Origin of the sequence: Acidovorax sp. LjRoot66, from assembly GCF_964253305.1 — a bacterium.
Lineage (GTDB): Bacteria > Pseudomonadota > Gammaproteobacteria > Burkholderiales > Burkholderiaceae_C > Acidovorax.
This window is the reverse complement of the sequence record NZ_CAXUQU020000001.1, coordinates 5,379,331-5,398,372: the sequence shown is the minus strand read 5'-3', so window position 1 is coordinate 5,398,372 and position 19,042 is coordinate 5,379,331. Positions and strand designations below refer to the sequence as shown.

Annotated in this window: 13 protein-coding genes; 5 read left to right on the top strand and 8 right to left on the bottom strand. The window is 68.0% G+C overall.

Annotated elements, in window-relative coordinates; genetic code table 11:
* Nucleotides 1-39: 39 nt before the first annotated feature.
* The gene (gene dnaG / locus ACSQ3Y_RS25370; protein ID WP_436179260.1) at nucleotides 40-2,115 is read right to left on the bottom strand and encodes a DNA primase; all 2,076 of its coding nucleotides are present in this window, start codon (nucleotides 2,113-2,115) and stop codon (nucleotides 40-42) included.
* Between the two features lie 112 nt (nucleotides 2,116-2,227).
* Here dnaG and ACSQ3Y_RS25365 point away from each other — a divergent pair, with 112 nt between their 5' ends.
* A complete protein-coding gene (locus ACSQ3Y_RS25365; RefSeq protein WP_436179259.1) occupies nucleotides 2,228-3,874 on the top strand; it encodes an acyl-CoA synthetase in 1,647 nt (548 codons plus the stop codon).
* 3 nt (nucleotides 3,875-3,877) lie between these two features.
* Here ACSQ3Y_RS25365 and gcvA read toward each other — a convergent pair whose 3' ends face one another.
* Nucleotides 3,878-4,777 (bottom strand): transcriptional regulator GcvA, encoded by a 900-nt coding sequence (gcvA, locus tag ACSQ3Y_RS25360; RefSeq protein WP_436179258.1) that lies wholly within the window; start codon nucleotides 4,775-4,777, stop codon nucleotides 3,878-3,880.
* A 116-nt stretch (nucleotides 4,778-4,893) separates the two neighbouring features.
* Between gcvA and ACSQ3Y_RS25355 the strand changes: the two genes are divergently transcribed.
* Entirely contained in the window at nucleotides 4,894-5,529 is a 636-nt protein-coding gene (locus tag ACSQ3Y_RS25355; RefSeq protein ID WP_436179257.1) for a pyridoxamine 5'-phosphate oxidase family protein, read from the top strand.
* Nucleotides 5,530-5,565: 36 nt separating this feature from the next.
* Here ACSQ3Y_RS25355 and ACSQ3Y_RS25350 read toward each other — a convergent pair whose 3' ends face one another.
* A complete protein-coding gene (locus tag ACSQ3Y_RS25350; RefSeq protein ID WP_436179256.1) occupies nucleotides 5,566-8,352 on the bottom strand; it encodes a di-heme oxidoredictase family protein in 2,787 nt (928 codons plus the stop codon).
* Nucleotides 8,353-8,719: 367 nt separating this feature from the next.
* Here ACSQ3Y_RS25350 and ACSQ3Y_RS25345 point away from each other — a divergent pair, with 367 nt between their 5' ends.
* The gene (locus tag ACSQ3Y_RS25345; RefSeq protein ID WP_436179255.1) at nucleotides 8,720-9,553 is read left to right on the top strand and encodes an aldo/keto reductase; all 834 of its coding nucleotides are present in this window, start codon (nucleotides 8,720-8,722) and stop codon (nucleotides 9,551-9,553) included.
* Nucleotides 9,554-9,645: 92 nt separating this feature from the next.
* On the opposite strand, the gene ACSQ3Y_RS25340 is transcribed toward ACSQ3Y_RS25345, so the two are convergent.
* Nucleotides 9,646-10,623, bottom strand: a complete 978-nt coding sequence (locus ACSQ3Y_RS25340) for a LysR substrate-binding domain-containing protein (RefSeq protein WP_436179254.1) — start codon at nucleotides 10,621-10,623, stop codon at nucleotides 9,646-9,648.
* Nucleotides 10,624-10,747: 124 nt separating this feature from the next.
* Between ACSQ3Y_RS25340 and ACSQ3Y_RS25335 the strand changes: the two genes are divergently transcribed.
* The gene (locus ACSQ3Y_RS25335; RefSeq protein WP_436179253.1) at nucleotides 10,748-11,494 is read left to right on the top strand and encodes a sulfite exporter TauE/SafE family protein; all 747 of its coding nucleotides are present in this window, start codon (nucleotides 10,748-10,750) and stop codon (nucleotides 11,492-11,494) included.
* 145 nt (nucleotides 11,495-11,639) lie between these two features.
* Entirely contained in the window at nucleotides 11,640-12,032 is a 393-nt protein-coding gene (locus tag ACSQ3Y_RS25330) for a cupin domain-containing protein (RefSeq protein WP_436179252.1), read from the top strand.
* A gap of 812 nt (nucleotides 12,033-12,844) precedes the next feature.
* On the opposite strand, the gene ACSQ3Y_RS25325 is transcribed toward ACSQ3Y_RS25330, so the two are convergent.
* The 4 genes from ACSQ3Y_RS25325 to ACSQ3Y_RS25310 form a co-directional block, all read right to left on the bottom strand.
* Nucleotides 12,845-14,641, bottom strand: coding sequence for a gamma-glutamyltransferase family protein (locus ACSQ3Y_RS25325; protein WP_436179251.1), 1,797 nt, complete (start codon nucleotides 14,639-14,641; stop codon nucleotides 12,845-12,847).
* 181 nt (nucleotides 14,642-14,822) lie between these two features.
* Entirely contained in the window at nucleotides 14,823-16,382 is a 1,560-nt protein-coding gene (locus ACSQ3Y_RS25320) for an alkaline phosphatase D family protein (RefSeq protein WP_436179250.1), read from the bottom strand.
* Nucleotides 16,383-16,392: 10 nt separating this feature from the next.
* On the bottom strand, nucleotides 16,393-17,922 hold the full coding sequence (locus tag ACSQ3Y_RS25315) for a GGDEF domain-containing protein (RefSeq protein WP_057205322.1): 1,530 nt from the start codon (nucleotides 17,920-17,922) through the stop codon (nucleotides 16,393-16,395).
* A gap of 100 nt (nucleotides 17,923-18,022) precedes the next feature.
* The gene (locus ACSQ3Y_RS25310) at nucleotides 18,023-18,997 is read right to left on the bottom strand and encodes an NADPH:quinone oxidoreductase family protein (RefSeq protein ID WP_057268959.1); all 975 of its coding nucleotides are present in this window, start codon (nucleotides 18,995-18,997) and stop codon (nucleotides 18,023-18,025) included.
* Between the last annotated feature and the right edge of the window lie 45 nt (nucleotides 18,998-19,042).

Here is a 19,042-nt window from a genome sequence, read left to right as displayed (position 1 = left end):
GCTCTTGCCTAACCCTACATTATACCATTTGACGCAATTTCAAGCCACCTTGACGGTTGCGTTCAACAAAACCAGGCGTTTTTGCTCCAGCACACGGTAGCGCTCCAGGGCCGACGCGTCCTGGGCCGCCTGAAGGATCAGCACTTTCTGCTGTTCCTTGATGTCCTCGATGAGCATCCGGTTCAGTAGATCGCGCAGTTCCAGCCGGAGTTCCTGCGATTCGCCCTTGGTCTGGGCGTGGGCTCCGGTCATCACCTTCATCGCCAGGTCTTCGCATTCGTGCTCGCGCAGGCCCTCGCGCAGCACCTCCCAGGCCTGGGGACCGTGCTCGTGGAACTGGCCCTCCAGCCAGGTGAACAGCGGCCCGTGGGGAGCTGGCTTTGCGCACAGGGCGGCGTGGTCGTCGTGTGTGAGTTCTTCCAGAAAGCCCATGTGCGACAGCAGCAGGCGCGCGGCGTGGTCTGCCCGGCCCATGGCGGGTGTGCGCGGTAGCCGCGGCTGGGGCGGCCAGGGGGAGTCCTTGTCCTTTTTCTTCCACTTGCCCCCGGTGTTGACCCAGTCGCTGCCGCCCTTGCGGAAGGGGGGCTTGCCATTGCCGGTTGCGCCATTTCCACCACCGCTGTAGCCGCCATGGCCGCCATCGCTCGGGCCCTGGTACCCGCCGCCCACGTAATCGGGCTCGTGCGGGGGGTGCCAGCCGTCCAGGTCGGACGGGGCGCCGCCCCAGGGCGGCTCATCGGCATAGGGGTTGGCGGCTTCCTGCGTGCGTGCCGGGCGCTGCTGGGGGGCTGGCGCCGGGGCGGGAGCGCGGGCGCCGCCGGGGTTCCACAGCTCGGACAGGTCGCGCGCGTTCAACTGCGTCAGTTCGGCCAGCTCGCCCAGCAACTGGCGCTTGAGCACGCCGTCGGGCAGCGCCGTCCATAGCGGGCGGGCGTTGCTGGCCATGTGGGCGCGGCCCTCGGCGGTGGTCAGGTCGCAGCCATCGCTGGCCGACTCGACCAGGAAGCGGCTGAGCGGCACGGCCTCGCTCACGTGCTTGGCAAACGCATCGGTGCCATTGGCGCGGATGAAGCTGTCGGGGTCGTGCTCGGCCGGCAGGAACAGGAACTTGATGCTGCGCGTGTCCGTGGCGTGGGGCAGGGCGCCGTCCAGCGCCTTGCGCGCGGCGCGCCGGCCGGCGTTGTCGCCGTCGAAGCTGAACACCACCGATTCGGTGAAGCGCAGCAGCTTTTGCACATGTTCGGGCGTGCAGGCCGTGCCCAGCGTGGCCACGGCATTCGGAAAACCCAGCTGCGCCAGCGCCACCACGTCCATATACCCTTCGGTGACCAGGGCGTAACCGTGCTCGCGGATGGCTGTGCGCGCCTCGAACAGGCCGTAGAGCTCTCGCCCCTTGTGGAACACCGGGGTTTCAGGCGAATTGAGGTATTTGGGCTTGTCGTCGCCCAGCACGCGCCCACCAAAGCCGATGCATTCACCCTTGACGTTGCGGATGGGGAACATCACCCGGTCGCGAAAGCGGTCATAGCGCTTGTCCTGCCCGTCCTCGCCCACGATGACCAGGCCGCTTTCCTCCAGCAGCGGGTCGTCGTACTGCGGGAACACGCTGGCCAGGCTGCGCCAGCCCTCGGGCGCATAGCCCAGGCCGTAGCGCTTGGCCACCGCGCCCGACACGCCCCGGCCCTTGAAGTAGGCAATGGCGCGCTGCGATTCGCGCAATTGGCGGCGGTAGGCGTCGCCGGCTTTTTCCAGTACGTCGGTCAGGGTGGCCTGCTTCTGGCGGGCGGCGGCGGCGCGCTCCTTTTCCTGCTGGGAGATGTCGTCGTCGGGCACCTGCAGGCCCACCTGCTGGGCCAGGTCCTGCACCGCCTCGACGAAGCCCATGCCCGCATGGTCCATGAGAAAGCCGATGGCATTGCCGTTCTTGCCGCAGCCAAAGCAGTGGTAGAACTGCTTGGAGGGGCTGACACTGAAGGACGGCGACTTTTCCCCATGGAAGGGGCACAGGCCCATGAAATTGGCCCCGCCCTTCTTCAACTGGACGTAGCGGCCCACAATCTCGACCACGTCGGTGCGGGCTAGCAGTTCCTGGATGAATGACTGGGGGATGGACACCGCTGCATTTTCCTCTATCGCCGGGGCGGGCCCCGGGTTCGCCCGCAGATGCCCGCCAGAACCCTGCGTTGTAATAGGGCGGTTCATCGTCCCCGCGAAGGAAATCCCTGCCATGCCCCACATGTTCGACCAGCACCTGGACCGGAACCCGGCCAACTTCGCGCCCCTGTCGCCCCTCGGGTTTCTGGAGCGCACGGCCGAGGTCTACCCGGACCGCCTGGCCATCGTCCATGGTGAATTGCGCCAGACCTGGGGCCAGACCTATGCGCGCTGCCGCCAGCTGGCCAGCAGCCTGAACCGCGCCGGCATAGCCAAGAACCACACCGTGGCCGCACTGCTGCCCAACACCCCGCCCATGGTGGAAGCGCATTTCGGCGTACCGATGGCCGGCGCCGTGCTCAACGCCATCAACACCCGCCTGGACCCCGAGACCATCGCCTTCATGCTCGACCACGGCGAGGCCCGTGCCATCATTGTCGACCCGGAGTTCACCGGCACCCTCGCCAAGGCCCTTGCATGGCGCAAGTCCACTGCGCCGCTGCTGGTGCTGCAAGTGCAGGACGCCGTGTACGGCCCGGCTGCCCAATCCCTGGGCGGCACCGACTACGACACCTTCGTGGCCGCAGGCGATGCGCAGCACGCCTGGGAACTGCCTGCTGACGAGTGGGATGCCATCGCCCTGAACTACACCAGCGGCACCACGGGCAACCCCAAGGGCGTGGTCTACCACCACCGGGGCGCGGCCACCAATGCCATCAGCAACGTGCTGGAGTGGGACATGCCCAAGCACGCGGTCTATCTGTGGACCTTGCCCATGTTCCATTGCAACGGCTGGTGCTTTCCCTGGACGGTGGCGGCGCGCGCGGGTGTCAACGTCTGCCTGCGCCGCGTGGAGGCGCATGCCATCTTCGACGCCATGCGCCAGCACGGCGTCACGCACTACTGCGGCGCACCCATCGTGCACGGCATGCTGGTGAATGCGCCCGATGCCATGAAGGCCGGCGTGCCCGCCGGCATCCAGGCCATGGTGGCGGGTGCCGCGCCACCCGCGTCGATGATCGAGGGCATGGAGAAGATGGGGTTCGACCTGACCCACGTGTATGGCCTGACCGAGGTGTACGGCCCCGCCACCGTGTGCGCCAAGCACGGGGCCTGGGATGACCTGGACATCGGCGAGCGCGCCCGTCTGAACGCCCGCCAGGGCGTGCGCTACCACCTGGAGCGCGACGTGCGCGTGCTCGACCCCGCAACCCTGCAGCCCGTGCCGCAGGACGGCGAGACCATGGGCGAGATCATGTTCAAGGGCAATATCGTGATGAAGGGCTACCTCAAGAACCCCAAGGCCACGGACGAGGCCTTTGCGGGCGGCTGGTTCCACAGCGGCGACCTGGCGGTGCAGTACCCCGACGGCTACATCAAGATCAAGGACCGCAGCAAGGACATCATCATCTCGGGCGGCGAGAACATCTCCTCCATCGAGGTGGAGGATGTGCTCTACCGCCACCCCGCTGTGCTGGCCGCCGCCGTGGTGGCCCGGCCCGACCCCAAGTGGGGCGAGACACCCTGCGCCTTCGTCGAGCTCAAGGCCGGAGCCACGCTCACGCCCGAAGACATCGTGGCCCACTGCAAGCAGCACCTGGCGGGCTTCAAGGTGCCGCGCGCGGTGGTGTTTGGCGAGCTGCCCAAGACCAGCACCGGCAAGATCCAGAAGTTCGAGCTGCGCAAGCAGGCGGGCTCGGCCGAGGCCATCGACGTCTGAGCCTCAACCCAGGCCTGTGCTGCTTTCCAGTTGGCTCTGCAGCCACTGCGCAAAGCACTGCGCCTCGGGTGCTGCATCGGGCGCCAGGCCATAGTAGTGGCGCGTGAGCGGCAGGCGCAGCGCGGGCAGGGGGCACACCAGGCGGCCAGCGGCCAGGTCGTGCGCCACCAGCGAAACCGGGGCCAGCGCAAAGCCCAGGCCACCCTGCGCGGCCTGCAACACGAAGTGCAGGTGGTCGAACTGCAGCTGGCTTGCGGGCCGCAGGCGCGGTGCACCCACCTGGCGCTTCCAGTGCTCCCAGTCGTCGGGGCGCGAGCGCGACCACAGCAGGCCGTGGGCGGCCAGGTCGCGGGGGCCGTCAACGGGTGCGTTGGCAAGCAGCGCCGGCGTGCCCACGATCAGTGCCTCGTCCAGAAGGAAGGGCTGCACGGCGATGGACGCCGGCCAGCCCGCGCTGCGGCCGCGGCGGATCGCTACATCGAAATGCTCGCTGGCCTGGTCGGGCGATACGGTGCTGGTGACGACCCTGGGGGCTATACCCGGGAATTGCGCCACGAAGTCCGGCAGCCGCGGAATCACCCAGCGCACCGCGAACGAGGGCCGCACGTTGATGGTGACCGAGCGCGCGGGTGCATCGTCCATCAGCGCCCGGGCGGCCGCGCCGATCTGTTCCAGCGCCGGCGCCACCTCGGCGAAGAAGCGCTGCCCTTCGGGCGTAAGCGACACCTGTCGCACGCGCCGCTCGAACAGCGCCACGCCCAGGAACTCCTCAAGGCTTTTGACCTGCCGGCTGATGGCACCATGCGTCACGAACAGCTCGGCCGCCGCCAGCGTGAAGCTCTGGTGGCGTGCTGCAGCGGCAAAGGCGCGCACGGCGTTGAGCGGGGGCAGGCGGGGTGTCATGCGTGTGATTTTCTCACGCATGGGCGGCCGTAAACTCGTTTGCCGCAGACAGTGCGGCGCTGCACCATGGCGGCTATGCCCCCCGCAATATTCGCCACCAACCCCTGGAACCTGACATGACCGCCACCGTTGTCGATACCGCCCATTCCATCGAGAGCATTGCCCAGCTCGAAGCCTTGTTCGGCACGCCCGGCGAGGCCTCGCTGTCCAAGGAGGTGCCCTTCGTGCACCCCTCGTACCGCAGCATGATCGAGGCATCGCCCTTCGCGGTGCTGGCCACCTCGGGCCCGGGCGGACTCGATGCATCGCCGCGCGGCGATGCGCCGGGCTTCGTGCAGATGCTGGACGAGCGCACCCTGCTGCTGCCCGAGCGGCGCGGCAACAACCGCGTGGACAGCCTGCGCAACATCGTGGCCGACCCGCGCGTGGCGCTGCTGTTCCTGATCCCCGGCGTGGGCGAGACGCTGCGCGTGAACGGCCGCGCCAGCATCACCACGGCACCCGATCTCATGGAGCGCTTCGTGGTCAGCGGCCAGCCGCCCAAGTGCGTGGTGCGCATCGCGGTGGAGGCCGTGTACTTCCAGTGCGCGCGCGCCATCCTGCGCTCGCGCTTGTGGGGGGAGGCCACCGAGCCCGGTGCGCCCCGGCCCGTGCCCACGCCCGGTGCCATCCTGTCGGCCATCAGCCAGAGCTTCGATGGCGCGGCCTATGACCAGGCACTGCCCGAGCGGCAGCGCACGACCCTGTATTGAGCGGCTGGAGCGAGCGGGGCGCCCGCTCCAGGCCGATCACAGCGATCGCAGGAAGGCCAGCAGCGCTTCGCGGTCTGCCGTGGGCAGTGCCTCGAAGCGGCGGCGTGCCGCATCGGCCTCGCCGCCATGCCAGAGCACCGCTTCGGTCAGCGAGCGGGCCCGGCCGTCGTGCAGGTAGCCCACCTTGGCGGCTTGGCCAGCGCCCATCACCTTCTCGGTATAGCCGATGCCCCACAGCGGCGCGGTGCGCCACAGGGCTCCCGTGGCCTGGCCCTGCGCGAAGTTGTCGGCCAGCTCGGCACCCATGTCGTGCAGCAGCAGATCGGTGTAGGGGCGGATGGTCTGGTCGCGCAGTTCTGCAAACAGGTGGCCCGAGCCGGTCTTCATCTCGGCCGTGTGGCAGGCCACGCAGCGCAGGGTGTCGAACAGTTTGGCGCCCAGGGTGACCTGCTGCGGGTTCACGCGGTGCTCGTCCAGCGGTGCCACGCCCTTGGGGAAGCCGCTGGCCTGGCTGCGCTGGGCCGGCACGGCCACCAGGGCCAGGTAGTTGGAGATCGAGGCTAGGTCGGCCTCGGTGATGCCGGGCTTGCGCACGCCCGATGCACAGGCGGTGGGGCCGTAGTTGCAGTCGCGCGAGGGGTAGACGGTGGACGTGACCGACATGTCCTGCAGCAGCGCCGTGGAGGCCTGCTGGCGCAGGGTGGCCTTGGATGCCTTCCAGCCGAAGCGGCCCAGGCGCACCACGCCGCTCTCGGGGTCGTACACATAGTTGGGCATGCCCTTCACGCCATCGGCATCCGGCACGGTGCGTGCGCGGGCCAGGATGTCGGCCTCGGGCACGGCTTCGAGCAGGCCCATGCCGATCATGGGGGGCGCGGCGCGCAGCGAGTGCACGGCGGGCACCGGGCCGTCGAAGCCGAGCACGGGCTTGCGCAGCTCCACCACGCTGCCATCGGCCAGGCGCACATTGCGCGTCTCGAATTTGGCCACGCGCACGCTGTTGCCCCAGTCCTGCGCTTCGCCGGTGGCGGCGCGGGCGTTCATCTGCAGCACGCTGCCGTAGCGCGGGTGCGGTTGCTGCTGGCCGGCATCGCCCAGGCTGGCGGTCTGCAGCGACATGCTGTCCAGGCGCTGGTTGACCTGCATGGGGGCGGGGCTGCGGCCGTTGTTGACGTGGCAGGCCAAGCAGGCCGACTGGTTGAAGTGCGTGCCCTGCAGCTTGGCGGCGGGCATGTACGGGTCGTTGCCCGGCTCGCTGTGGGCACCGGTGTCGAAGCTGGTGTGGATCAGCCGGCGCCCCTCGACGAAGCGCTGCATGTTCTGCATGCCCACGTTGTTGAACGGCTGCTGGAACATCGAGGCGCCGTTGTCCGAGTAGTTGTACGAGACCGAGCCGGTGCCGCCCGAGAGCGTGATCGCCGGCAGCGGCGCCGAGTTCAGCCGGGGCTGCACGCCATACCAGGGCACGAGGCCCGTACCCACCACGTACAGCCACTCGGCCGAGTAGTAGCGGATGCCGCCGTTGTCGCCCTTGGAGGACATGGATTCGCGCGTGCTGAACATCGCGGGAGAGACCTCGATGGCGTCCCCGGCCACCAGTGCGCGCGAGGGCACGTTGGTGCCGTTGGGCAGGCCATCGGCGCCCAGGCCGCCGTGGCCCGGGTAGTCCTTGATGCGCAGGGTGCAGGGGCCGTTGATGCCGTCGGGGCTGGCCAGGCGGCCATTGGCCGGGTAGGGCGTGGGTGCGCAGACCTTGACGTTGCGGTCCACCAGCTCGCCCGGGTTCATCCAGCCGTAGCCGGTGACGCCGGGCCGGTCGAACGCGCGAAAGAACGCCGTGTCGCCCGGCAAGAAGTCCACCGTGGTGTAGCGGTTGACCACCAGCGTTGGCTTGGTCACGCCCGCCACGCGGCTGTTGTCGAGGATCTCCATGCCCCAGGTGCGGTTCTGGAAATACTGGGTCACGAAGGTCAAGTGCGCGCCGGGGCCCTTGTCCACGGGCGCACGCGTGACAGGGTCCACCGTGTCGTTGGGGCCAAAGCCGATCTCGTTCCACTCTTCACCCCGCTCGCGGCCATGGCGGCCCAGCGCGCGTGCGCCGAAGCGCGTCACCAGCGTGCCGTCGGCCAGGCGGAACTGTGTCAGCTCGGCGGCCTCGGGTGCGGAGGGCAATGGCGCCAGCCCCTGGCCGTGGGCCGGGTAGCGCCAGGCCGAGGTCGCGCCCACGCCCTGGGTGTTGTCGGTGCCCGGTGTCTTGAACTCCACCTCGAACAGCGAGTAGCCGTAGCCGCCGGCCCGCGCCACGCCCTGCAGGCGGATGTAGCGCGCGCTCATGCCCAGGTTCAGGAACTCCTCGGTGCCGCCCTTGCCGTTGGTGACGTAGCGGATCTGCGTCCAGGTGCTTCCGTCCTGCGAAACCTGCAGCGCGTATTCTTTGCCGTAGGAGCGCTCCCAGACCAGCTTCATGTAGCCCACGTCGACCTTGGCGCCAAAGTCGAACTGGATCCAGGCATCGTCCACGAAGGTGCTGCCCCAGCGGCTACCGAGGTTGCCGTCTATGGCGGCCGTGGCCGCCATGCCGGGGTTTTCCACCGCCGATGAGGTCGCGGTCACGGGCTTGATGGCCACGCCCGGCTGGCTGGGCGCTGCAGCCGTTGCTTCGTAGGCAGACTTGTGCTGGACGTAGACCACGTTGGACGAAGCCTGTGAAGCCTCCTGCCCACTGCCGCTGCTGTCCGTGCTGCCTCCACCGCAGGCGGCCAGGCCCAGCGCCAATGCGCCCAGGGCTCCCCAGCGCGCACCGTGGTGCACGCCCTTTTTCATCGTGTGTTCCATGCTTCTCCCACCCCGCATCCGTGTGCGTTCGTTGTGGGCAAATCATAGGCATGAAGACCATTTCACCGGCTACCGCTGTGGCGTGGCCGCAGCGGTTAATTTGCGTTAATTAATTGCAAAACGTGTGCAAACGTATCTTTGAAAGAGGCGTTTTGGGCCGTTGCCGGGTGGCGCGGTGCTTTCACGCTGGGGATCCCGGTTTTGGGGCAGTTGCATATGGATGCAATCGGCCTCGGCTGGCTTTGGGCGACCGGTTGATTTGTCCCCAGCAGGACTTGCACCATGCGTGAGAAGATGGCTACTCCAAGCGCCTCGCGGCGGCCTTTGACATGAATAAGACCCTCAGGAACCCTGAATGACCCAGCAGCATCCTTCCCTCGCACTTCACGATGGCCGCTCCATCCCCCAGCTCGGCCTGGGCGTGTGGCGCACCCCGGCCGATGCCACCGCACAGGCCGTGAAGGCGGCATTGGCCGCAGGCTACCGGCATATCGACACGGCTGCCATCTATGGCAACGAGGCGGGCGTGGGCGAGGGCCTGCGTGCCAGCGGCGTGGCGCGCGAAGAGGTCTTCATCACCACCAAGCTGTGGAACGCCGAGCAGGGCCTCGATTCCACGCTGCGTGCCTTCGATGCCAGCATGCAGCTGCTGGGCCTCGACGTGCTCGACCTGTACCTGATCCACTGGCCGAACCCTTCGCGCGATCTGTACGTGGACACCTGGCGCGCCTTTGTGCGCCTGCAGTCCGAAGGGCGGGTGCGCTCCATCGGCGTCTCCAACTTCGAGCCCGAGCACATCGACCGACTTGTGCAGGAGACCGGTGCCAAACCGGTGCTCAACCAGATCGAGCTGCACCCGCGCTTTCAACAGCGCCGGCTGCGTGAATACCACGCTGCAAATGGCATCGCCACGCAGGCCTGGAGCCCGCTGGGCCAGGGCCAGTTGCTGGAGGATGCGGGCATTAAGGCCATTGCCGCCAGGCATGGCAAAACGCCGGCCCAGGTCGTCTTGCGCTGGCACATTGAGGTGGGCAACGTTGTGATCCCGAAGTCGGTCAACCCCGGCCGCATTGCCGAAAATGCCGATGTCTTCGACTTTGCGCTGGATGCACAGGACATGGCGGCCATCGCCCAGCTGGACCAGGCCGAGGGGCGTATCGGCCCGAACCCGCTCACGGCGGCGTTCTGACGCGCTGAAAACAAGCGCTCGCAAGAGGGCTTGTTTTTCACGGCGTGATCGGACTCGAACCCACGGTCTACCGCGCTGGCGCCTGCCCCAGGTCAGGCCTGCTCTGCTGCAAACCCGGCCGCCGCATCGCGCAATGCCTGTGCCAGCAACGCCACCTCCGCATACTGCGCGCCCTCGGAGCGCTGGAACAGCGTGATGGGCGGCAGCGTCCAGCCGAAGCGGTGCGGCACGATCGCCACGCCGGCAATGCGCACCAGCTCCTGCGCGATGTCGGCCGGCACGATGGAGACGGCGCGCTCGCTGGCCGCGATCAGCTCGCCGATCACCTTGGACGACAGGCTCTCCACATAGGCCTGCGGCGGGGCTACACCGGCACGCAGGAAGAAGTCGGTGATCTGCTCGCGCATGGGGGTCTGGCGTGCGCCCAGCACCCAGTCGAGTTCGGCCAGCTCGGGCCATGACAGCGGGCGCCGCGCCAGCCGCGCCGACAGGCGGCGGTGGGCAATCAGGCGGGGCTCCTGGTGGTAGAGCACCTCGTGCACCAGTCCATCCATGTCGAGCACTGCGGAGGCGCGGCCGATCACGCAGTCGAGTTCGTGCGCGCGCAGGCGCTGCAGCAGGTGGTCGCTGGTGCCCTCGTGGATGCTGACGGTGGCGCGCAGCCCGCGCGGCCGCGTCTGGCCGATGGCGGCGGCCAGCAGGCGACCGGGCACGAAGGGGATCACGCCGATCTGCAGATGCGCGGCGCGGCCAGCGCTGGCGGCTTCGATGTCCAGCGCCCAGTGGGTGAGGTCCTGCAGCATGGCGCGCGCACGGGCCAGCGCCAGGGTGCCGAGCGCGGTGGGCACCATGCCGCGCGCTGAGCGTTCGAACAGCGGCGCATCGAAGATCGACTCGATTTCGGCCAGCGCATGCGTGATGGCCGGCTGGCTGGTGGCCATGTGGTGCGCCACGCGGGTCAGCGTGCCGTGCGTTTCGATCTGCTGCAGCAGCACCAGGTGTCGCATCTTCAGGCGCGAGGCCAGGCGGGCCTGCAGGGCCTGGGCGGCATTGGTGTCATGGGATGGCATGGTGAATAGGATATGCGGAAAATCGCATGGGTGAATAGTAATTGCTGATGGTTTGCTTATACGAACCGACCACAATTCGATGCAGGTGCTGGACGGGCAGGCACCGTACAACAAGGGAGAGGCAATGGATTCGGTATTCATCGTGGTGGCCCTGGGCGCAGTCGCCGCAGGCTTTGTGCAGGGGCTCTCGGGCTTCGGCTTTGGCCTGACGGCGATGTCGCTCTGGGCCTGGACGCTGGAGCCGCGCCTGGCCGCCGTGCTGGTGGTCGCTGGCTCGCTCACGGGCCAGGTGCTCGCGGCGTTCTCGGTGCGCCGGGGCTTCGACAAGCTGCGCCTGATGCCCTTCGTGCTCGGTGGGCTGGCGGGCATCCCCATCGGCGTGGCGCTGCTGCCGCGGCTGGACATGGACGCCTTCAAGCTCGTGCTGGGCGTGCTGCTGGTGCTGTGGTGCCCGGCCATGCTGATGGCCAGGCAGTTGCCGCGCCTCACGCGCGGCGGCCGGCTGGCCGATGCGGTGGTGGGCATGGCGGGCGGAGTGATGGGCGGCATCGGCGGCTTCACCGGCGTGCTGCCCACGCTTTGGTGCACGCTGCGCGGCTGGGACAAGGACGCCCAGCGCGCCGTGATCCAGAACTTCAACCTGGCCATGCTGCTCGTGACCATGCTGGCCTACCTGGCCACGGGCATGGTCACGGCGCCCATGCTGCCCTACCTGGCCGTGGCGCTGCCGTCCATGCTGGTGCCCGTGCTGCTGGGCGCGCGGCTGTACCGCGGCATCAGCGAAGCTCGCTTTCGCCAGATCGTGCTGGGCATGCTCACGCTCTCGGGCGTGGCGATGCTGGCATCGGCGCTGCCCAGGCTGGTGGGATGACGGGGCCTTCAGATTCCTGACAACCTGCACGCAGGCTGGGCAGTCGGCCCTAATATCTCCACCGGCAGAGCGCCATGCGCTGCCGCGACAACAACACTGGAGACATATGACAAAAGCAATTTCTGCATGGGCTGCGTGCGCAGCCATGGCCCTGTCCCTCGCTGCCACACCGGCCCTGGCTGACGTGTTCACCAAGGAGGAGCTCATCAAGGTCAACAAGGAGGCTGCCGGTGGCGGTAAGGGCACCTTGATGGGTGAATACGCCTTCACGCGCGACAAGGCCCTGAAGGACCAGGCGATCAAGGAAATCAGCTGGCTTACCCTCAAGCCTGGCGACTCCATTGGCTACCACAAGCACACCACGAATGAAGACACCTACATCATCATCTCGGGCCGAGGCACCTTCAAGGACAAGGATGGCAAGGACATTGCGGTGAAGGCTGGGGACGTGACCATCGTGCGCAAGAACGAATCGCACGGGCTTACGAATACGGGGACGGAGCCACTGGTCTTTGTGGATGTGATTGCTGAGCAGTAATTTCCCTGCATGCGTGTGCGACCTGTTTTGAACTGCATGCTTTAGCTGAGGGCGGAGGCCGGGTCTCGGCCCGGCGGCCGAGGCACTTGTTCTTTGCGTCGCCAAAGAAAAGTGCCCAAAAGAAAGGCGACCCCGCTGCCCGTGTCCCCTGCGCTGCGCTCCGGGGCAACCTGCGATGCTCGGTCCTGGGGTGCACCGCGGAACTCGCTGCGTTCCCCCTGCGGGTGAACTCCGCTCAAACAACCGCGGTGAGTCAGACAACGATGCGCGTGTCCTTCGGCACGCGCTCACCCCAGGCCCTGCGCTTCTCGGCACGGTCAGAAGGGGGTGGGAGCAGGCTCCACACGGGCCATTGCTTCGCTCGGCCCCAACTGCCTCGCTGCGCTTGGCCTGGGCTGAGACATAGTGCCCAGCCGTCGGCAGCGCGCAGCGCATACCCGACACCCGGCGCAGCTGCGAAGCAGCAGCCGGGTGGTACCCGCTCCCCACCCCTGCTGGCTGCGCCGAGAAGCGCAGGGCCTGGGGTGGGCGTGTGTGCCGAAGGACACACACGCTTCGTGATCTGGCTTGCCGCAGCTGTTTGAACGGAGTTTGGCCAACGGCCAAACGCAGTGAGTTCTGCGGCACCACCCCAGGACCGAGCATCGCAGGTTGCCCGCAGCGAAGCGAAGGGACGCAGACGGTGGGGCGCTATTTCTTTGCCTACTTTCTTTTTGCGCAAAAAGAAAGTAGGTGCGCCGCCGGGCGCACACCCCGGCCTCCGCCAATCAATCAAGCAAACGGCCTGATTCCCAATCAGCGGCCAGACCAGCTCAATCCCCCATCACAACACCTTCCCGCCGCGGATCCGCCCCCCCAAACCACAGCATCTTCCCATGCGCATGCCCCCGCGCAATGGCCTGCAACCCACTGGTCATGTTCATCTCCCGCACCTCCGCCCCCCGCGCCCGCAAGGTCTCCACGGTAAGCGAGGGGAACCGCTTCTCCTCCAGCAGCGAAGGCCCGTTCATCGACCCGAAATTGGGCAGGTTGATCGCCTGCTGTGGCATCAACCCCCAGTTGAACACCCCGTACAAGGTCTTGGCCGTGTAGTGGATGATGGCCGCGCCACCCGGGCTGCCGCCACTCATCAGCAACTCGCCCGTGGCCTTGTCGAACACCAGGGTGGGCGACATCGACGAGCGCGGCCGCTTGCCCGGCTGCACGCGGTTGGCGATCGGCTGGCCCTGGGCATCGGCCGGCGCAAAGCTGAAATCGGTGAGCTCGTTGTTCAGCAAAAAGCCCTTGACCATTTGCCGCGCGCCGAACTGGTCCTCGATGGTCGTCGTCATCGCCACCGCATTGCCGAAGGCATCGACGATGCTGATGTGGCTGGTGCCGTACTCGGGCTGCTCGGGCATGGGCGCGTAGCTGGTGGCCACGGCGCCGGGCTTGCCGGGCTGGGCGAGCTTGAGGCTTTGCGTGCCGATGAGCTTGGCGCGCTCGGCCAGGTAGGCCGGCGCGATCAGGCTGGCCCAGTTACCGGCGGGCGGCTGCACGAAGTCGGGGTCGGCCACGTACAGGGCGCGGTCGGCAAAGGCCAGGCGCGCAGCGTCGGTGTACAGGTGCAGCCAGTCGGCCGTGGGCAGGCCATCTTCGAGCGGCATGGCGGCGGCATCGGTGTTCCTGAGGATGCCCAGGATCTGCGCGATGGCGATGGCGCCCGAGCTGGGTGGCGGAAAGCCGCACATGCGGTAGCTTTTGCTCGCCACCTGGTAGTCGTGGCACAGGGGCTCGCGCTTCTTGGGCTGGTAGCCGGCCAGGTCGGCCATGCTCAGCCTGCCGGGGTTGGTGGGGTGCTTTTGCACCTTGTCCACGATGGCCTGGGCGATCTCGCCCTCGTGCAGGGCCTTGCTGCCCTCGGCCGCGATGCGGCGCAGCACGGCACCCAGCTCGGGGTTGCGCAGGTTGAAGCCCACGTCGCGCGCATCGCCATCGGGCTTGTAGAAGTAGGCGGCGGCCACCGGGTCCTTCTTGAGGTGGGCATCGGCCGCAGCCAGCGTGTTCAAGCGCGCGCTGACCTTGAAGCCGCCTTCGGCCAGGGTGATGGCGGGCTGGAACAGCGTGGCCCAGGGCAGCTTGCCGTGCTCCTTGTGCGCCATCTCCAGCATGCGCACGGTGCCCGGTGTGCCGACCGAGCGGCCACCCACCACGCCGTCGTAGAACGGCACGGGCTTGCCGTCCGCGCCGAAAAAGAGCTTTTCGTCGGCCCCGGCCGGCGCGGTCTCGCGGCCGTCATAGGCCTCCACCTTGGCGCCTGCGCTGTGCAGCAGGAAGGCGCCCCCGCCGATGCCGCTCGATTGCGGCTCCACCAGCGTGAGCACCATCTGCACGGCAATCGCCGCATCCATGGCCGAGCCGCCGGCCTTGAGGATCTGGTAGCCGGCATCGGTGGCCAGCGGGTTGGCGGCGGCCACGGCGAACTTCTCGGTGGCCCAGCCTGGCTTGTCGGTGTAGCCCGAGGAGCCTTCGGGCTGGGCGGGCACGGTGTACTCGAACCGGGGTGCGCTGGCACAGCCGGCCAGCAGTGCGGCCAGGGCCAGCAGGGTCAGGGTGGGTGTCTTGCGCATGGCTTGTCTCCAAGGGGGCTGGGATAAGAACCATGGTAAATCGCAGGCACGGTCGCAGCGCTCCCTTTTTCCAGGCTGCTACAAGCGCAGGGTGTTGCTGGCAGAGGCAAGGATTGAACCCGTATCCACGCAGGAGGTCCACCACCAGGGGCTATATTGCTATTGGTTTGGTAGCGATTGATCAGGCGGCAACAGGCCCTGCGCGCCTGTCTTCAACGACAAAGCGCGCCAGCGTGCGGGCCCCGCTGTCCTCGCGCAACGGGTCGTCCAGCACGCGCAAGGTGGTGGTCCAGCGAGTGGGTGTGATGTCGGCCAGCCCATAGCCGCGCTGCTCGCAGCGGGCCAGCAGCACGTGCGGGCTGTTGCGCACCACGGCGTCCACCTTCTCTTGCGTGGTGCCAGAGCGCGAGCTGATCGAGGTGCCGCAGAACTCGCTGGCGATCACCGGGGCATCGGGTCGCGCCGCATCGGCCAGCACGCGGCAGACATAGTTCTGGTGGATGTCGCCGCCCAGCAGCACGGTGTTGCGTGGGGCATGCTGCGCGATGGACTGCAGCAGGCGGGCGCGCGCGGCGGGGTAGCCGTCCCAGCTGTCGGTGGAAACCACGCCCGAGGGGTAGTGGCGCGGCGAGAACAGGGTTTGCTGGGCGATCACGCTCCAGCGGGTGCGGCCGTCCTTTGCGTCGGCCGCCAGGCCCGCATCCAGCCACTGCTCCTGGGCGGTGCCCAGAAAGCTGCGGGCGGGTTCGGCCAGTTCGGCGCAGTCCCTGGTGCGCACCGCGCCGGCACCGCTGGCACTGGCGGTGCGGCAGGCCTGCACGCTGCGGTACTGGCGCGCATCGAGCATATGCAGCTGTGCCAGCCGCCCCCAGGCCAGGCGCCGGTACAGCTGCAGGGCGGTGGTGTCGCGCTGCACCAGGCTGGCGGCGCGCAGGGGCATGTTCTCGTAGAACGCCTGCCAGGCGGCGCTGCGCTGGGCCAGGAAGGCTTCGGGCTCGCCCTTGCCTGTGCTGCCTGCGTAGTCGTTCTGCACCTCGTGGTCGTCCCAGGTCACCAGCCAGGGGCAGGCGGCGTGGGCGGCCTGCAGGGCCGGGTCGCTCCTGTGCAGCGCGTAGCGGTCGCGGTAGTCGGCCAGGGTGGTGGCCAGGCGCAGGCCGTGCACGCGGGCCAGGCCTGTGCTGTCGCGCGGGCTGGCGTACTCGTAGATGTAGTCGCCCAGAAACAGCACCAGGTCGGGCGCATCCGCGCGCACATGGCGCCAGGCCGCGTAGTGGCCATGCTCCCAGCGCTGGCACGAGGCAAAGGCCACGCGCAGGCGTTCGGGCAGGGCATCGGCCGCCGGCGCGGTGCGCGTGCGGCCGGTAGCGCTCACGGCGTCGCCATGCATGAAGCGGTAGTGGTACCAGCGGCCCGGCGCCAGGCCGGCCAGCTCCACATGCACACTGTGGCCCAGGCCCGGCAGGGCCGTGGCCTGGCCGCGCTGGACGATGCGCTGGAAGCCCTCGTCGTCGGCCAGTTCCCAGTGTACGGTGAGGGGCGTGCTGGCCTGGCCGGGCTCCGCAGTGACAAGGCGGGTCCAGAGCACCACACCGCCGGCGCTGGGGTCGCCGCTGGCCACGCCCAGCGCAAAGGGGTTGCTCTGCTGGCGCTGCGGCTGGCCCCAGGCCCAGCGGGGCAGGGTGGTGGCGGCCGCGCCATGGGCCGCCAGCAGCAGGAACGAGCGGCGTTGCTGCGGCGTCACCGGCGGGGGCTCATGCCGCCATCACGCGGTTCTTGCCCGAGCGCTTGGCCAGGTACATGCTCTGGTCGGCGCGCTTGATGGCGTCGAAGCTGGTTTCTGAGTCATGCAATTGCGCCACGCCTGCGCTGAAGGTGATCAGGATCTTTTCGCTGCCCTGCAGGAAGAAGCGCGTGGTCAGCTCGCGCTGCAGGCGCGTCATCGCGGCTACGCCGGCCTCCACCGCCGTGTCGGGCAGCAGCAGCACGAACTCCTCGCCGCCGTAGCGGGCCAGCAGGTCCTGCGGGCGCATCACCTCGCGCGTGACCTTCGCCAGGTGCACCAGGGCGGCGTCGCCCACGCTGTGGCCCAGGCGGTCGTTGATGAGCTTGAAGTTGTCGATGTCCAGCAGCGCAAAGCACAGTGGCGCACCCATGCGGCGGGCACGGGCGATCTCGCGCTCCATGGCCTCGTCCAGGCCCTTGCGGTTGAGGGTGCCGGTGAGCGGATCATGCCGTGCCTGGGCGCTGGCGCGGTCGAGCTCCTGCTGCAGCTTGGTGACTTCGGCGTGCTTGGCCTCGGTGCGCTCGCGCAGGTCCAGCAGCTCGGTGCGGGTGAGCTTGGTGTCCAGGGCCATGCTGCGCGTGGCGGTCATCACCTCCTCCAGCACCGGCGCGATCTCCTGCAGGCTGGCGGCCTTGCCGATCAGGTCGGCGCAGCGCTCCATGGTGCCCTGGTAGGTGGTGCTGGACGCGGTGATCAGTGCCAGGCGCTCTATGAAGGTGGCCAGAAGCTCCTTCATCTGCTCCTGGGCTTCCATGGTGCGCGCCTTGGCCTCGGTCTGTTTGAAGATCACGTCCTTCAGGCGCAGTTGCACATCGTCGAGCCGGCGCAGCGTGAGCGGCGGGGTGGACGCCGTCATCAGCGCCTCGGCCTGGCCTTGCAGCCATCGGTCGTCGGCGCTGAGCACGGCGATGTTCTCGAACACCATGTGCAGCAGTTCCAGCAGCCCTGCGCGGATGGCAGCCTGGTCCTCGGTGGCAAACGACAGCCGGTAGGTGAAGTTGCCCAGCATCAGCATCAGCGTGGGGATCAGCGGCGAGGGCTCGCGCAGGAACGTGGTGAGCTGCCCGGCCATGTCGTGCACACGCGCATCGTCCTCGCCCAGCGCTGGCAGGAGGTTGTCGATCAGGCGGGCCAGCAGTTCGGCCAGGTCCTGCGGCAGGACGCTGACGGGGGCGGGGGTTGCCACCTCGACAGGCGCGGCGGCGGCAGGGCTCAGGCCCAGGTTGGCATAGCCGACGAGCACGCTCTGCAGGCCGCTCCAGTCCTTGTTGGTGACGGCCTTCTCGAACTGGCCGAGCAGGCGCTTTTGCGCCGGGGTCTGGGCGGGAATCAGCCGCAGAATGCTGGCCAGCTGTGCGTCGGGAAACGGCGCAGCACTGCGCGCACCTGCGATTTCATCGTAGATGGACAGGTAGTTGTCCGGTGTGGGCGCCAGTCGGCGGGCCGCCAACTGCTTGAGCGTTTCGCGTGCGATTTCGTAGGGTTGACGGTCGGCCATGGGCGGGCACCAGTAACAGGGGCTGCGTTGAACCGCGAGTTTGACACAGCGCCATGCTTTCCGTTACAGACGCCGCCATGGCGTCTGTTTTCGGTGCCGCTCAGTTGACCATGACCAACTTGCCCATCACCCCGCGCGAGCCCATGTGGGCGTAGGCGGCGGGCAGCTCGGCCATGGGCATGGTGCGGTCGATCACGGGCTTGATCCTGCCCTTGGCGTACCACTGCGCCAGCTCGCCCATCATGGCGGCATTGGCCTTGGGCTCGCGCTTGGCGAAGTCGCCCCAGAACACGCCGACGATGGAGGCGCCCTTGAGCAGCGCCAGGTTGAACGGCAGCGCCGGGATGGGGCCCGAGGCAAAGCCCACCACCAGGTAGCGCCCGCGCCAGGCGATGGAGCGGAACGCCGGCTCGGCGAAATCGCCGCCCACGGGGTCGTAGATCACATCGGGGCCCTTGCCATCGGTCAGCGCCTTGATGGCCTCGCGCAGGTTCTCCTTGCTGTAGTTGATGGTGGCGTCGGCGCCAATGGAGGTGCACAGCGCGCATTTCTCGTCGCTGGAGGCGGCGGCGATCACGCGCGCCCCCATGGCCTTGGCGATCTGGATGGCCGAGGTGCCCACGCCGCCTGCGGCGCCCAGCACCAGCACGGTTTCGCCTGCCTTGAGCTGCGCCCGGTCCACCAGCGCATGGTAGGACGTGGCGTAGATCATGATGAAGGCAGCAGCATCCACATGCGAGAAGCCCGGCGGCAGCGGCATGCACAGCGCGGCCGGTGCAATCGTGTGGGTGCCAAAGCCCCCGGTGCCCGACAGGCAGGCCACGTTCTGGCCCACCTGCAGGTGGGTGACGCCTTCGCCCACGGCCTGCACCACGCCCGCGTACTCCGAGCCGGGCACGAAGGGTAGCGGCGGCTTCATCTGGTACTTGTTCTGCACGATCAGCAGATCCGGGAAGTTCAGGCTGGCGGCCTTGATCTCGATCAGTACCTCACCCGCCTTGGGCGTGGGCGTGGGCAGTTCCGTCCAGGCCAGGGCCTCGACGCCGGTGGGGTTGGTGCAAAGCCAAGCGTGCATGGAAAAAGTCTCCTGTCAGTGATGCGCCGGATGATAGGCGCGGCG

Excerpts from the sequence above, each read along its gene's own strand:
- ACSQ3Y_RS25365 (WP_436179259.1), top strand. The coding sequence starts at position 2,228 with ATGCCCCACATGTTCGACCAGCACCTGGACCGGAACCCGGCCAACTTC.
- gcvA (WP_436179258.1), bottom strand. The coding sequence starts at position 4,777 with ATGACACCCCGCCTGCCCCCGCTCAACGCCGTGCGCGCCTTTGCCGCT.
- ACSQ3Y_RS25355 (WP_436179257.1), top strand. The coding sequence starts at position 4,894 with ATGACCGCCACCGTTGTCGATACCGCCCATTCCATCGAGAGCATTGCC.
- ACSQ3Y_RS25350 (WP_436179256.1), bottom strand. The coding sequence starts at position 8,352 with ATGAAAAAGGGCGTGCACCACGGTGCGCGCTGGGGAGCCCTGGGCGCA.
- ACSQ3Y_RS25345 (WP_436179255.1), top strand. The coding sequence starts at position 8,720 with ATGACCCAGCAGCATCCTTCCCTCGCACTTCACGATGGCCGCTCCATC.
- ACSQ3Y_RS25340 (WP_436179254.1), bottom strand. The coding sequence starts at position 10,623 with ATGCCATCCCATGACACCAATGCCGCCCAGGCCCTGCAGGCCCGCCTG.
- ACSQ3Y_RS25335 (WP_436179253.1), top strand. The coding sequence starts at position 10,748 with ATGGATTCGGTATTCATCGTGGTGGCCCTGGGCGCAGTCGCCGCAGGC.
- ACSQ3Y_RS25330 (WP_436179252.1), top strand. The coding sequence starts at position 11,640 with ATGGCCCTGTCCCTCGCTGCCACACCGGCCCTGGCTGACGTGTTCACC.
- ACSQ3Y_RS25325 (WP_436179251.1), bottom strand. The coding sequence starts at position 14,641 with ATGCGCAAGACACCCACCCTGACCCTGCTGGCCCTGGCCGCACTGCTG.
- ACSQ3Y_RS25315 (WP_057205322.1), bottom strand. The coding sequence starts at position 17,922 with ATGGCCGACCGTCAACCCTACGAAATCGCACGCGAAACGCTCAAGCAG.
- ACSQ3Y_RS25310 (WP_057268959.1), bottom strand. The coding sequence starts at position 18,997 with ATGCACGCTTGGCTTTGCACCAACCCCACCGGCGTCGAGGCCCTGGCC.